At 67.0% G+C, this 13,517-nt stretch carries 10 protein-coding genes; 4 read left to right on the top strand and 6 right to left on the bottom strand.

All coding sequences use genetic code 11. The annotated features are described in order from the left end of the window. Positions 1-12 precede the first annotated feature (12 nt). The 3 genes from adhP to BLT81_RS12260 form a co-directional block, all read right to left on the bottom strand. Positions 13-1,044: an alcohol dehydrogenase AdhP gene (gene adhP, locus BLT81_RS12270; RefSeq protein ID WP_019194728.1), complete on the bottom strand. Its 1,032-nt coding sequence runs from the start codon at positions 1,042-1,044 to the stop codon at positions 13-15. A 139-nt stretch (positions 1,045-1,183) separates the two neighbouring features. After that, complete coding sequence (clpB, locus tag BLT81_RS12265) at positions 1,184-3,733, bottom strand: ATP-dependent chaperone ClpB (protein WP_019194729.1); 2,550 nt, start codon at positions 3,731-3,733, stop codon at positions 1,184-1,186. 720 nt (positions 3,734-4,453) lie between these two features. Beyond that, positions 4,454-5,818, bottom strand: coding sequence for a sodium/glutamate symporter (locus BLT81_RS12260; RefSeq protein WP_019194730.1), 1,365 nt, complete (start codon positions 5,816-5,818; stop codon positions 4,454-4,456). A 107-nt stretch (positions 5,819-5,925) separates the two neighbouring features. Between BLT81_RS12260 and BLT81_RS12255 the strand changes: the two genes are divergently transcribed. Then, on the top strand, positions 5,926-6,912 hold the full coding sequence (locus BLT81_RS12255; RefSeq protein WP_019194731.1) for a ferredoxin reductase domain-containing protein: 987 nt from the start codon (positions 5,926-5,928) through the stop codon (positions 6,910-6,912). Here the strand turns inward: BLT81_RS12255 and BLT81_RS12250 are convergent. Next, positions 6,909-7,700 (bottom strand): carbon-nitrogen hydrolase family protein, encoded by a 792-nt coding sequence (locus BLT81_RS12250; protein WP_019194732.1) that lies wholly within the window; start codon positions 7,698-7,700, stop codon positions 6,909-6,911. The two genes, BLT81_RS12255 and BLT81_RS12250, sit on opposite strands and share 4 nt — an antisense overlap. 100 nt (positions 7,701-7,800) lie before the next feature. On the opposite strand from BLT81_RS12250, the gene BLT81_RS12245 reads away from it, so the two are divergent. Genes BLT81_RS12245 through BLT81_RS12235 form a run of 3 tightly spaced genes read left to right on the top strand, consistent with a single transcriptional unit; the run spans position 7,801 to position 11,040 of the window. Further along, entirely contained in the window at positions 7,801-8,058 is a 258-nt protein-coding gene (locus tag BLT81_RS12245; RefSeq protein WP_155860863.1) for a hypothetical protein, read from the top strand. Continuing rightward, positions 8,055-9,227, top strand: coding sequence for an alpha/beta hydrolase (locus BLT81_RS12240; RefSeq protein WP_019194734.1), 1,173 nt, complete (start codon positions 8,055-8,057; stop codon positions 9,225-9,227). The genes BLT81_RS12245 and BLT81_RS12240 overlap by 4 nt, the downstream gene beginning before the upstream one ends. Before the next feature lie 34 nt (positions 9,228-9,261). Continuing rightward, entirely contained in the window at positions 9,262-11,040 is a 1,779-nt protein-coding gene (locus BLT81_RS12235) for a pyruvate dehydrogenase (RefSeq protein WP_019194735.1), read from the top strand. Here the strand turns inward: BLT81_RS12235 and BLT81_RS12230 are convergent. After that, positions 11,037-12,365: an extracellular solute-binding protein gene (locus BLT81_RS12230; protein WP_019194736.1), complete on the bottom strand. Its 1,329-nt coding sequence runs from the start codon at positions 12,363-12,365 to the stop codon at positions 11,037-11,039. The two genes, BLT81_RS12235 and BLT81_RS12230, sit on opposite strands and share 4 nt — an antisense overlap. A 115-nt stretch (positions 12,366-12,480) precedes the next feature. Further along, complete coding sequence (locus BLT81_RS12225) at positions 12,481-13,461, bottom strand: alpha/beta hydrolase fold domain-containing protein (RefSeq protein WP_172812412.1); 981 nt, start codon at positions 13,459-13,461, stop codon at positions 12,481-12,483. Between the last annotated feature and the right edge of the window lie 56 nt (positions 13,462-13,517).

Genomic DNA, 13,517 nt, shown 5'->3' with positions numbered 1-13,517 from the left:
GTGAGCAGTTGGTTAGTACTTGATGGACATCCGCCCTTCGATCTTGTTCTCTTCCATCCGAGCGAACACGTCGTTGACCTCATCAAGCCCACACGCTGTCACGTGCGGTGTGACCTCGCCTCGAGCGTAAAAGCCCAGCGCCTCCGCCATGTCTTGGCGGGTGCCCACCATTGAGCCTCGAAGCGTCACACCACGCAGTACCGACTCGAAGATCGGCACTGAGAACTCTCCGGGAGGCAGCCCCACAAACACAACCGTGCCGTTTTTGCGTACCATCTCGAGCGCTTGCCCAAAGGCCTGGGGGTGCACCGCCGTGATCAACACGCCATGCGACCCGCCCTCGGTGTACTCCTGGACCGCGGCTGCTGGGTCTTTCTCCCGCGCATTAACGGTGTATTCCGCACCGACGCGCTGCGCCAGGTCAAGCTTCTCATCAGCGATGTCGACGGCAATCACGCGCATCCCCATCGCGCGGGCGTACTGCACCGCCAAGTGGCCGAGCCCTCCGACGCCCGAGATGACAACGAACTGGCTCGGCTTCGTCTCCGTTACCTTCAGCGCCTTGTAAACGGTGACGCCAGCACACAGGATCGGGGCAACCTCGACGGGATCAGCACCCTCAGGAATCAGCGGCGCGTAGCGGGTATCTACCAGCATGTACTCCCCAAAAGACCCATTCACTGTGTAGCCGCCATACTCAGCCTCGTCGCAATACGTCTCTCGACCGGTGCGGCAGAACTCGCATGCCCCGCAGGCAGACCACAGCCAGGCGTTGCCGACGATGTCGCCGACTTTCACCGGGTGCTCGCCCGGGCCGAGCTCCACGATCTCCCCGACCCCCTCATGCCCCGGCACAAACGGCGGGGCGGGTTTTACCGGCCAGTCACCGTGCGCCGCATGAAGGTCCGTGTGGCAGATGCCAGAGGCCTTCAACTTGACCAGCGCCTGGAACGGACCGGGCTGAGGCAGATCGATTTCTTTGACAGTAACGCGGGGGCCGAACTCTTCAACAACAGCCGCACGCATGGTGGTCGGGACGGACATGACTTCCTCCTTAGATACTCGCCGCTATCCCTTGGACCACACGTTATCGGCATATAGTTTTGTTTTACTTATGTTTTTTATACGCTTTTGGACTAGAACACCCGCCAGTTATACCCCCGGCGGGTATTCTCGCAGCGCGCTACGCGGCGTCGACCGTCAGCGCGTCGCCGCCGTCAGCCACGTCGACGTTGACGGTGTCGCCGTCCCGGACATAACCGGCTAGCAGCTCCTTGGCCAGCCGGTCGCCGATCGCCTGCTGGATCAGGCGGCGCAGCGGGCGCGCGCCATAGGCCGGGTCGTAGCCGCGCTCCGCCAGCCAGGACTTCGCCGCGTCCGAGACGTGGAGCGTGAGCCGGCGCCCGGCGAGGCGCTCGGCCAGGCCCGCGAGCTGGATGTCGACGATGCCCACGAGCTGTTCGTTCGACAGCGGCTCGAAGACCACGACGTCGTCGAGGCGGTTGATGAACTCCGGCTTGAAATGCGCCTTCACCGCGCCCATGATCTGCTCACGGGTGCCGCCCGCGCCCAGGTTGGACGTGAGGATCACCACCGTGTTGCGGAAGTCCACCGTGCGGCCCTGGCCGTCGGTCAGCCTCCCCTCGTCGAGCACCTGAAGCAGCACGTCGAAGACGTCCTGGTGCGCTTTCTCCACCTCGTCGAAAAGCACGAGCGAGTACGGGCGGCGGCGCACCGCCTCGGTGAGCTGGCCGCCGGCGTCGTAGCCGACGTATCCGGGAGGGGCACCGACGAGGCGCGCGACGGAGTGCTTCTCGCCATACTCGGACATGTCGATGCGGACCATGGCCGCCTCGTCGTCGAAGAGGAACTCGCTCAGCGCCTTCGCCAGCTCCGTCTTGCCCACGCCGGTGGGGCCGAGGAAGAGGAAGGAACCGATCGGGCGGTTCGGGTCGGACACGCCCGCGCGGGAGCGCCGCACCGCGTCCGAGACCGCGGTGACCGCCTCGGTCTGGCCCACGACGCGCTCGCCGAGCACCGACTCCATGGTGAGCAGCTTTTCGGTCTCGCCCTCCATCATCTTGCCGGCCGGGATGCCCGTCCAGCTGGAGACCACCTCGGCGATCACGTCGGGCGTGACTTCCTCGGTGAGCATCGTGCGCGGGGACTCCTCGGCCTCCGCCTCGGCGACCTGCTGCTCCAGCTCCGGGATGCGGCCGTAGCGCAGCTCGGACACCTTCGCGTAGTCGCCCTCGCGCTCGGCGATCTCCGACTCGTTGCGCAGCCGCTCGAGCTCCTCCTTGGCGTTCTGGACCTTGTCAATCTCCGCCTTCTCGTTCGCCCAGCGCGCCTTCATCTCGCCGAGGCGCTCGCGCTGGTCGGCGAGCTCCTGGCGCAGGGCGCCGAGGCGCTCCTTCGCGGCGGCGTCGGGCTCCTTCTGCAGCGCGATCTCCTCGATCTCCAGGCGACGCACGACGCGTTCGAGCTCGTCGATCTCCTGCGGGGAGGAATCGATCTCCATGCGTAGGCGCGAGCCGGCCTCGTCGACAAGGTCAATCGCCTTATCCGGCAGGAAGCGGTTGGTGATGTAGCGGTTCGACAGCTCCGCCGCCGACACCAGCGCCGAGTCCTGGATGCGCACGCCGTGGTGCACCTCGTAGCGCTCCTTCAGCCCGCGCAGGATACCGATGGTGTCCTCCACCGTCGGCTCGCCCACGTACACCTGCTGGAAGCGGCGCTCCAGCGCGGCATCCTTCTCGATGTACTGGCGGTACTCGTCCAGCGTCGTCGCCCCGACCAGGCGCAGCTCGCCGCGCGCCAACATCGGCTTGATCATGTTGCCGGCGTCCATCGCGCCCTCGCCGGACGCGCCCGCGCCGACGATCGTGTGCAGCTCGTCGATGAAGGTGATGATCTCACCCTCCGAGGACTTAATCTCATCCAGCACCGCCTTGAGCCGCTCTTCGAACTCGCCGCGGAACTTCGCGCCCGCCACCATCGAGCCCAGATCCAGAGCAATCAGGGTCTTGCCCTTCAGCGACTCGGGCACGTCCCCGGCCACGATACGGCGCGCCAGGCCCTCGACGATCGCAGTCTTGCCGACGCCCGGCTCACCAATCAGGACAGGGTTATTCTTCGTCCTGCGGCTGAGCACCTGGACCACGCGGCGGATCTCCGAATCGCGGCCAATCACCGGGTCAATCTTGCCCTCCCGGGCCCGCGCCGTCAGATCCGTCGAGTACTTCTCCAGCGCCTGGAACTGCCCCTCCGGGTCCTGCGAGGTGACCTTCTTGTTGCCACGCACTGAGGGGAACGCCCCCTTGAGCACGTCGTAGGTGGCGCCGCGCTTTTTCAGCAGCTCTGCGGCCTCGTCCCCGCCGCGCGCAATGCCGGCGAGGAGGACCTCGGTGGACACGTATTCGTCGCCAAGCTCGCCCGCAAGTTCCTGCGCCGCGTTCAACGCGTTGAGAGCATCGCGGTTGAAGTTCGGGTTGGCCATGTTCTGGCCCTCGGCGCTCGGGAGACCATCGACGATCTGGCCCGCCTCGCGCGCCACCGTCGACGGGTCCACGCCCGTCGCCCGCAGCACCGGGGCCGCAATGCCCTCCTCCTGCTGCAGAATCGCCTCAAGCAGGTGGGCCGGACGAATATCCGGGTTACCCGCCGCCGAAGCACGCTGCAGCGCCTGCTGCAACGCCTCCTGCGTCTTCGTTGTGGGGTTGAAAGATGCCATGACCGCACCCGTCCTTTCTTGTCTTGTCTTGCTCAACGTTCGCTACACCTTCTGTAACGCCCGGCAAGTTGAGTCTGTTCCACTCAACGCTTTTCAGGTTGAGCGGATGGCGCTCAGGTTCGGGATGGCGTCAGGGGTTTTCCCGTGAAACACCAGGTCGCGTTGGGGTCGTGTGCGTTGTGGTCGACGTCAAGGAATTTCCCGGAGCACAACCCCAGGTGGCCAAACCCTGTTTTGCGCTGACGTCGACCACGGTCGACCTCAAGGAACATCCCGGCACACAACCCCAGGTCGCCTAACCCTGTTTTGCGCTGACGTCGACCACGGTCGACCTCAAGCAATTTCCCGGCACACAACCCCAGGTCGCTGAGGGGCTCAACACGCTGACGTCGACCACGGTCGACCTCAAGCAATTTCCCGGCACACAACCCCAGGTGGCCAAACCCTGTTTCACGCTGACGTCGACCACAGTCCACCTCAAGCAATATCCCGGCGCACAACCCCAGGTGGCGTAACCCTGTTTCACGCTGACGTCGACCACAGTCGACCTCAAGGAATTTCCCGGCGCAAAACCCCAGGTCGCCAAACCCCCAAAAACGCTGACGTCGACCACAGTCGACCTCAAGCAACACCCCGGCACACAACCCCAGGTCGCCAAACCCCCAAAACGCTGACGTCGACCTCAGCGCACACCCGAGAACGAAACCCCCCGCTAGCGCGCTACTCCTGCGCGCGCCGCCGTCGGGGCTTGGGCGCAGTGCCGTGTTTCTCCGCGGGGATCCATTTCAGCGCGAAGGCTGCGGCAATGACGCCCGCGGCCACGAGGAACGCCGCCCACCCGAAGCCAGCGGTGATGCCCGCGGTGACGGCGATGGGCGCGAGGATGGTCATGCCGATTTCGAAGGGGGCGAAGCCAACGTAGGCCACGCCGTATTCGTTGAGCGTGCCGGATTTGAGCTTCGGGTCGACCATCTTGAGCAGGGCGATACCGGTGGCGGTGGCCGCGGTGGCCCAGCCCCAGCCGAAGATTCCGCGCTCGAGCCAGTTGTTGCCGAAGAACAGCGGCCCGGCCCAGAACGCCCACACGACACAGAAGATGACGCCGAGGACGAAGAGCAGGAGCAGTGCTTGCCAGTATCCGGCGAGAGCGGCGGGAACGATGGAGGCGATGCCGAAGGCGATCATGTAATCGGTCGCCGCGCCGGAAATGGTCGTGATGGTGCCACCGTCGAGGAAGTCTTTGCGGCCCACCAATCGCAGCACGAGGCGCCCAAGCAGCCCGACCACGAACGACATGGCGAACAGCGGGATGGAAACGCTGGGCCACTGGCTCTTAATCGCGTCGTTGATGAGGTAGGCGATGAGCACGGTGAACACGAGGAACCCGCCGTGCAGCGCCAGGGGCTCGATCGAGGAGGGGTTGGTCGTGGCTTTGCCGATGGAGGGGCGTTCCTCCGGGTTGTCGATGTAGCCGGTGCGCAGGTCGTCGGGCAGGTCGCCCTTGAGCTCGGTGGCTTTGCCTTTGCGGATGCCCCAGTTGGCCATGATGACGCCGCCGATGATGGCCACGATGGATCCGACGGTGGCGGATGTGAAGCCGAGGGAGGAGGCCTCCGCCACGCCGATTTCTTCGAGCGAGGAGCCCACGGCGGCGGCGGTGCCGAAGCCGCCGACGAAGCCGACGGGCAGCATCAGCCCGAACCACGGCTCTGTGTCGAAGACCCTGGTGAACAGGTACACGCCGAGCAGTGTGAAGATGCCCCACTGGCCCATGAACATGGCGGTGGAGTAGCCCCACATGTTGCGTGCACCCGAGGCGACGGAGCCGCCGAGGCTCATGGAGTAGGCCATGGAGGCGAAGACGACGGCGATGAGCAGCGTGGTGTAGTCGCTGATCTTGTCCGACCAGTTGATTAGCCCGAGCACTTCCGGGCCAAGGAGCAGGCCGATGAAGCCCGCGGTGATGGGCGCGGGCAGCAGTAGGTTTTGCAGGACGCGCAAGCGGTTGCGCAGTGCGTTGCCGACGATGAGGAGGATGGAGATCCAGCCGACGTCGAGAAGCAGCGTGTACGGGGTGTAATCCATCGGCGCGACCTCCCTGTTTCCTGGGAGCGCGGGCTCCCTCGTTTATTGTTACCTACGCAACATTAACCGTTGTCCGTTGGTTTTCCTCAATCAGTACGCTTGCACGCATGGGTTCGTTCACGGAATTGCGCGACGCGGTCAGCCGCGATCGCACGGCCCTGCGCCGCGACTTCTTCGCCGCGCTCGCCGAGCAGGTCCCGCAGGCACGAGGCATTTTCTCCCCCGGCGCGTCCGAGGTCCCAGCTTCGCTTATCGACGCCCTCCTCTGGCTGCTCCGGACCTCCCCCGAGGGGGTGCTCCGCCCGGACACCACCCAGCGGCTGCGGGCCTTCGCACTCGACTTCCGCCGCTTCGGCTTCCCCGCCGCGGCCTACGAGGATTTCGCCGCAGCGGCGGCACGCACGCTCGCCCCGCTGGGCGGATCCGCGGCCGAGACGCTGCTGGACAGCGCGGCGGAGGTGATGCGTCGTGAAGCTGAGGCCGCCGACGTGGCGGGCATCCCGGCGGCGACGGCCGCGCTCGTGACCTCGGTGGATCCGCGCGGGCCGGTGACGGTGGTGCGCTTAGAGGCCGGGATGGGCCTGGGCTACCAGCCCGGCCAGTACGTGCCCGCGATGGCGGCCGGGCACCAAGGCGAGTGGCACAACCTGGCGCCGGCGTTGCCCGCCAACCCCTTCGGCCAGCTGGAGTTCCACGTCACCGACGAGTTCTCCCCGCAGGTCGGTGGGTACGTCACGCTCGGGGCGGCGCGCGGGCCGGAGCTCGACCTCGACGATGACGCGGGCCTGCTCATCGTCGCCGAGGGCACGGGCGCGGCGGCCGCGAAGGCCATCGTCTTCGCGCTTGCGCAGCGCAGCCACCGCCCAGACACCCACCTGGTCCTGCGCGGGGACAGCTACGACGACCAGGTCTTTTCGGCGCTCGCCGAGCTGCACGACTGGTTCAGGGTCTCCCGCGCGCCGCTGAGCGAGGAGCTCGCGCGGGGGCGCAGGGTGGTGGTCTGTGGGGCGTCGACACGCGTTGGCGAGATCGCCGACGGCCTGGGGGTGCCCGCCGTGCGGATCGCGCCGGACGCGCCGGTGAGCTGGGATTAAAGCAGGGGCAGCGCGCGGCGCGCCCGTGCCGCGTCCGCCGGGTCGATGTCCACGACGAGCAGGTCCTCGCCGTAGCCGGACTCCGCGAGGCGCTCGCCGGTCGGCGACACCACGACCGAGTGCCCGATGCCGGTCGGCCCGCTCGCCTGCCCCGCCTTGGCCTCCCCGCCGGGCCGGGCCTGGCAGGCGGCCGCGATGAACACGCCGGCGTCGAGGGCCCGCGCGACGGTCAGCGTGCGCCATTGGTGCCGCTTGCCCTCGCCATCGGCCCAGCTCGTGGGCACGACCACGATGTCGGCGCCGCGGCGCGCGAGCTCCTTGAACTGCTCCGGGAAGCGGATGTCGTAGCAGGTGGCCACGCCCACGACAGCGCCCTCGTGCTCGAACGTGACCAGCGCCTCGCCCGGCTTGACGGTGTCGGACTCGCGGTAGTCAAAGGCGTCGAAGGTGTGGATCTTGTCGTAGCCCCTGTGCATCCCGTTTCCGGTGATCAGGGCGGTGTTGTACACGCGGTTGCGCTCCTTATGGGTGTCGGCGGGGCGGAACATCCCGACGACGATGGTGACGCCGAGCTCGGCCGCGAGCTCCCGCAGCGCCGTGGCGAAGTCCCCGTCGAGCTCCTCCGCCTGGGTGTCTAACCTGCCGTTATCGAAGGCCTGCATGGTCGCCTCCGGCAGCACGACGAGGCTCGCCCCCTGCCCCGCCGCCTGGCGGATCTTCGGCTCTACCAGCGCGAGGTTCTCCGACTTATCACCTGTGCTTGTCAACTGCAACAACGCGATCTTCATAGGGCCACAATATGTGGAAAACTTTTCACCCACCACGAGTTGTCCACAGGCGCGCAGGCCTGTCGTTGCCGTCCGCCCGGCGCGCGAGCACGCTGTGCTCATGGGTTTCCTGCAGCTATCCACCGCCACCGCCGCCACCGCCCGCTCGTGCCTGCCCGACTGGTCTTCTCCGCCGCGGGCCCAGCTCTCGCCCGGCGCGCTCTCCTCCGCTTTGACCGCTGCGCAAGAGAGGTGGGCCCTGCTTATCGACGCCACAGCGGCCGCCACCCACACCCACACCGCGTCCCTCGCCGCCTTCGCCGAGGAGGCCCACCGCCTGGATTCCCTGCTCGCGGCGCGTCTCGGGGGCCACCCATGACCGCCTACGCTCCCCCACTGAAGGCCGCCGAGCTCACCTCCGCAGCCGGCACCCTGCGCGCCGCCGCCGCGGCGCTGACGACACGGGCCGCCGACACCTCCCGCGCGGCGGACCTCGTCGCGCGCACGGGCTTCGCCGGGCCCGCCGCCGCTGCGGGGCTGTCCAGACTGACCTCCTTCGGAGAGGCGTTCCTCGCCCGCGCCGCTCTTTACCACCACGCTGCCCGGATTCTCAGCGAGGCCAGCTCCGCCCAAGAAAAGCTCGACGCCTTCGCGGAGCTCGCCATCTACGCCCAACGCGCCCAGGTGATCGAGTGGCTCAACATGATGGCGTGGCTGCTGGACACGGCGACGGCCGTCGCGGTCGACGTGCTCGCGCTCGACGAGACAGAAGCGCAGTTCGACGAGCTGGTCCACCGCCCCTTCGACTCCCTCGAGGACATCCACGCGGGCCACCTCGCCACGTTGCCCGCGTCCACGGCGAGCACGATCACCGACGCCGGCGGGCTGATCCTCGAGGCCGGCCCCGGGCGCACGAGCGTGCTCGTCGGCGACCACGTCGACCCAGCCCGCGTGACCACGCTCGTCGCCGGCGTGTCCACGGGTCAGCCGCATCAGCTGGCCGGCGAGCTGGCGAAGGCGCGCCGCATCGCCGAAGCCACCGGCGGCGCGGTGGTGGTCTGGCAGGGCTACGTCCCGCCGCCGGACGTGCCTCGCGGGCTGGACCCCAGCGCCGCCCGCCGTGGCGGCGACGCGCTGGCCGCCTTCCAGCTCGCCGTCGAGGAGCGCTTCCCCGCCGCCCGCAAGAGCGTCGTCGCCCACAGCTACGGCACCGTCGTCGCCGCGCGGGCCGCTGGCGGACCCGGGCTCTACGCCGACGACCTGTGGCTCCTCGGCTCCCCCGGGGTCCCCGTCGCCTCGACCGCGGAGATGACGCTGCTTGGCGACGCTCCCGAGGTCTTCGTCGTCGACGCCGACTCGGACCCCATCGGGGCGCTGCGCTTCGGGGACCGAGCCGTCCACGGCGCGTCGCCCTCCCACCCATCCTTCGGCGCCCGCGTTGTCGGCGGCGTCGAGGGAGGGCACTCCGCGTACTTCGACGACCCCGACTTCCTCCGTGCCCTGACGCTCCTGCCGTGCGGGGGCGAAAAGTGTACACATGGTGGGTAAGCAATATGTCCAGCCCAGCGACTCAAGGAGAACCATGTCACAGGACCTTGCCCACCAGATCGTCGACACGTTAGAGCGGCTCGGGGTCAAGCGCATTTACGGCCTCGTGGGCGACTCCCTTAACCCGCTGTCTGACGCTGTGCGCACCCACGACATCGAGTGGGTCCACGTGCGCAACGAGGAGGCCGCCGCCTTCGCCGCCGGCGCCGACTCCCTCGCCGCGGACGAACTCGCCGTGTGCGCCGGCTCCTGCGGCCCCGGCAACACCCACTTCATTCAGGGCTTGTTCGAGGCGCACCGCAGCGGCGCCAAGCTGCTGGCCATCGCCTCCCACATCCCCTCCCCCGAGATCGGTTCCTCCTTCTTCCAGGAGACACACCCCCAATACCTCTTCCAAGAGTGCTCCTCGTACCTCGAGGTGGTTAACTCCGCCGACCAAGGCATGCGCGTGCTCCACAGCGCGCTGCAGAACACGCTGGCGGGTAACGGGGTCTCCGTCCTGGTCGTCCCCGGCGACATCCTCGAAGAAGAGGTTTCGACGGGGCCCCGCACCGCCGATTCCACGTACGCCACGGGCGCGGACGCGCGCCTTTACCCCGACCCCAGTGAGGCCGCCCGCCTCGTGGAGGCCATCAACGAGGCCGACACCGTCTGTATCTTCGCCGGTTACGGCGCGCGCAATGCCCGCGACGAGCTCTTCGCCCTCGCCGACAAGGTCAAGGCCCCCGTGGGTCACTCCTTCCGCGGCAAGATGTTCATCGAGTACGACAACCCCTTCGACGTTGGCATGTCCGGCTTGCTTGGCTACGGCGCCTGCTACGAGGCGTCGATGAAGGCGGACCTCTTCCTCATGGTGGGCACCGACTTCCCGTACACGGACTGGCTGCCCACAAACAACGTCGGGCAGATCGACATCAACGGCGCCCACATCGGCCGCCGCACGCCTGTGGCCTACCCGGTCGTGGGTGATGTCGCCAGCGTGATCGACAACATTCTGCCGCACGTGGAGGAAAAGACAGACCGCACCTTCCTCGACTCCATGCTCCGACGGCACGCCGAGCTTCTCGAGGACGTCGTGGACAAATACACCTCGAAGGCCGGCGAATCCAGCACACCGATCCACCCCGAGCTCGCCGCCTCGGTGCTCGACGAGCTCGCGGACGACGACGCCTTCTTCACCGTCGACACCGGCATGTGCAACGTGTGGTCCTCGCGCTACCTCACGCCGAACGGCAAGCGCGGCGAATCCGCCTCCTTCCGCCACGGCACGATGGCCAACGCGCTGCCGCAGGCAATCGGCGTGCAGGCCGCCTTCCCCGAGCGCCAGGTGATCTCCTGGTCCGGCGACGGCGGGCTGGGCATGCTCCTCGGCGAGCTGCTCACCGTGAAGCTGCACAACCTGCCCATCAAGACGGTGGTGTTCAACAACTCCTCCCTCGGCATGGTGAAGCTGGAGATGCTCGTCGCCGGGTTGCCCGACCACGAAACCGACCACGAGCAGGTCAACTTCGCCGCCATCGCCGAAGGCGCGGGCATCACGGCCTTCCGCATCGAAAAGCCCGAGGACCTGCGCCCCACGCTGGAGAAGGCGCTCGCCCACGACGGCCCCGTCCTCGTGGACATCGTCACCGACCCGGACGCCCTGTCGCTTCCTCCCAACATCACGTGGGACATGATGACGGGCTTTACCACCGCCGGCGTCAAGGAAGTTCTCGACGGTGGCATCGGCCGGATGGTCAACTTGGCGCGCGCCAACATCCGGCACCTGGACGCGGCGGCCTCGATCACCTTCAAGAAGGAGGACGGCAGCTAGCGGCCAGAGCGCGACTCGTAGTCGGCGATCGCCCTGGTAGCTGCTTCCTCAGCGGTGGCGAGCTCCTGGGCCGCGTCCGCACCGCCCGCGATGTTCGCTAGGGCGAGCTGGTATTCGGCGCGGGCGGTGTTCAACGCCCCCGTGTGGCACCCGGCCGTGACGACGGTCTCGGGCGTGTCACGCAACTGCGCAAGCAACGTCTCCTGCCGCGGATTGAGACCATCGAGACTCTCGATCGAGCGCTGCGTGGTGGGCAGGTAGCCCGTCTCCAAGAAAAGGCGCTCCTGAACATCATCGGAGCCCATGAATTTCATGAACTCCCACGCAGCGTTCTGCACCTCTTCGGAGTGCCCCTCCTGGATAGCCCACAAGGAGTTGCCGCCAATGACAGCACCTGCGTCCTCGGTCTCCTGCGGCCATGGGGACAGCACGAACTCGAAGTCTTTTGCGGCCTCTTCGACACCGCTCAACGCTGAGGAGGTCACCAGTTGTGTGGCGACGTTCCCGGTTTGGAATGCGCCGGTGGCTGCTTGGCCGTCGGCACCTGGGTTGTGCAGCGCCCCAGTTGCATAGAACTCGCCGAAGCGGTCGAGCATGGCCACCAGCTCGTCGTTCGCAATGTTGAATTCCGTGGCCGGTTCAGCACCGACTCCATTGTCCGGGCTGCAGGTCTCGTTGCCGAGGGCCGAGTTGAAAATCTCCACGTACCACGCGTTGTGGTGGAACGTCGTCCCCGGAATACCGGTGGCGGCGTGGATCGCCTCCGTAGCGTCCAACAAGCCGGAGACTGTCTGCAGCTGCTCAAGCTCAACACCCGCCTCGTCGAGCAGGTCTTTGTTCACAAACACGGTCGGCTGGGACACCATCGCCGGCATCGAGTGGATTGTCCCGTCAACCGTGTAGTAGCTGCGCACGGCCGGCAAAAGGTTGTCAAAGTCGTAGGCACCAGAACGCTCTGATAGCTCCTCTGCGGGCACCGCCAGTCCTGAGTCAATGAGGTAGGACACCTGCGCTTCGTTCGCCTGGTAAAGGGCAGGCAGGTCACCCGTCTGCACGGAGGAAATGAACTTCGCAATGGAGTCGGCGTAGTTGCCCTGGTAAAGCGGAAGAATCTCAATGGCGCCGTCGTGCTCGTCGTTAAATTCGTCAACGAGTGCTTGCAACGTCTCGCCTGCGTTACCCGCGGTCGAATGCCAGAACTCGATCTGGATTTCTTCCTGCGCGTCCGCCTGCCCGTTTGCCTGTGAGTCCTCCTCGTTCGCACAGGCCGCAAGCACGAGCCCGAGTGCCGCTACCGAGCACAGCGCTCCCATCGTCTTCGCCATATGAAACCCCTTTTATCGTCGTGAAACTCCTCGGACAACGCTTTGAGCCGCCCGTTTGGGACCGGTCCCAACGCTAAGTTGGCGGGGTTACCTTTGGGCTAATAGACAGAGAAAATCAGCGCAACTTTTCCTGAACCACGCCGTGCTCTGCCAGCGCCCCCAACAGCGAGCGCCACAGCTGCTGGTAGGGCGCAGACGCCCAGTGCTCCATGATGTCGCCATGGATGCCGCCGACGACGACGTGCAGACGCGCCCACACTCCGGCGTCGATCAGCGAGTTGGCGTAGCGCACGTCCTCGTCGAAGAAGAGATCCTGCGAGCCGACGGAGATGAACGCCGGCGGTAGCCCCTCGTAGTTGTCGCGGCGGGCGGGCACCGCGTAGCGCGGCTTCGCGCCGCGCCCTGGCCGCGACCGGAGGTACGCGGACCATCCCACGTGGTTATTCAGCTTGTTCCACGCAAACACTCCGCGGCCCGGCGTCGGGCGCAGCTGGGTGCGGTCGTCGAGCATGGGGTGAATGAGGATCTGAAAGGCGGGCGGGCGTCCCGCGTCGACGAGGAGTTGCGCGAGGGCCGCAGCAATGCCGCCGCCCGCGCTGGTGCCCCCGACAATGATGCGGCGAAACCCTTGAGTAACCAGATAGTCGTGCCAGCCCACGGCGTCGTCGAGCGCCGCCGGAAACGGGGCCTGGCCTGCGAGTCGGTAGCCCGCGGCGAGCACCGGCACCCCCAGGTCGCGGGCGAGCTGGCGGCAGACGTTGTCGTTCGAGTCGGGCGTGCCCATCACGAGCCCGCCGCCGTGGAACCACAACACCGCGGTGTCCCCAGGCTCGCGCTCGGGGGTGTGGTAGCGCGCCTGTGTGTGCTGCTCGATGTTCTCCGTGCGCACACCGTCGCCCGCCCAGCCTGGCCTCGGCCCCGTGGGCGTTGGGCGAAGCGCCTCGGTGAGAACCTGCGCGTTCCTCCGCACCCGGGGAACCAGCAGACCGGCCGACCGCGCGTCCGCGTCTACCGCCCTGTACTGCTCGATCCTGTGCACGACCACTGCTGCTGCGACCCCGGCAACTACCCATGCCTTACCCATCGTTTTCCTCACGCTTCCCCTTCGCTGCCGGTATCGTTCCCAGATCCAGCCTGGGCCAAAACTGAGCT

Origin of the sequence: Corynebacterium timonense (assembly GCF_900105305.1) — a bacterium.
In the GTDB taxonomy this organism is placed as follows: Bacteria; Actinomycetota; Actinomycetes; order Mycobacteriales; family Mycobacteriaceae; genus Corynebacterium; species Corynebacterium timonense.
This window is presented reverse-complemented; position numbering and strand designations above follow the sequence as displayed.

Bases quoted from the DNA above. Each gene is read 5' to 3' on its own strand.
- BLT81_RS12260 (WP_019194730.1), bottom strand. From the start codon at position 5,818: ATGGATTACACCCCGTACACGCTGCTTCTCGACGTCGGCTGGATCTCC.
- BLT81_RS12255 (WP_019194731.1), top strand. From the start codon at position 5,926: ATGGGTTCGTTCACGGAATTGCGCGACGCGGTCAGCCGCGATCGCACG.
- adhP (WP_019194728.1), bottom strand. From the start codon at position 1,044: ATGTCCGTCCCGACCACCATGCGTGCGGCTGTTGTTGAAGAGTTCGGC.
- clpB (WP_019194729.1), bottom strand. From the start codon at position 3,733: ATGGCATCTTTCAACCCCACAACGAAGACGCAGGAGGCGTTGCAGCAG.
- BLT81_RS12240 (WP_019194734.1), top strand. From the start codon at position 8,055: ATGACCGCCTACGCTCCCCCACTGAAGGCCGCCGAGCTCACCTCCGCA.
- BLT81_RS12230 (WP_019194736.1), bottom strand. From the start codon at position 12,365: ATGGCGAAGACGATGGGAGCGCTGTGCTCGGTAGCGGCACTCGGGCTC.
- BLT81_RS12235 (WP_019194735.1), top strand. From the start codon at position 9,262: ATGTCACAGGACCTTGCCCACCAGATCGTCGACACGTTAGAGCGGCTC.
- BLT81_RS12245 (WP_155860863.1), top strand. From the start codon at position 7,801: ATGGGTTTCCTGCAGCTATCCACCGCCACCGCCGCCACCGCCCGCTCG.
- BLT81_RS12250 (WP_019194732.1), bottom strand. From the start codon at position 7,700: ATGAAGATCGCGTTGTTGCAGTTGACAAGCACAGGTGATAAGTCGGAG.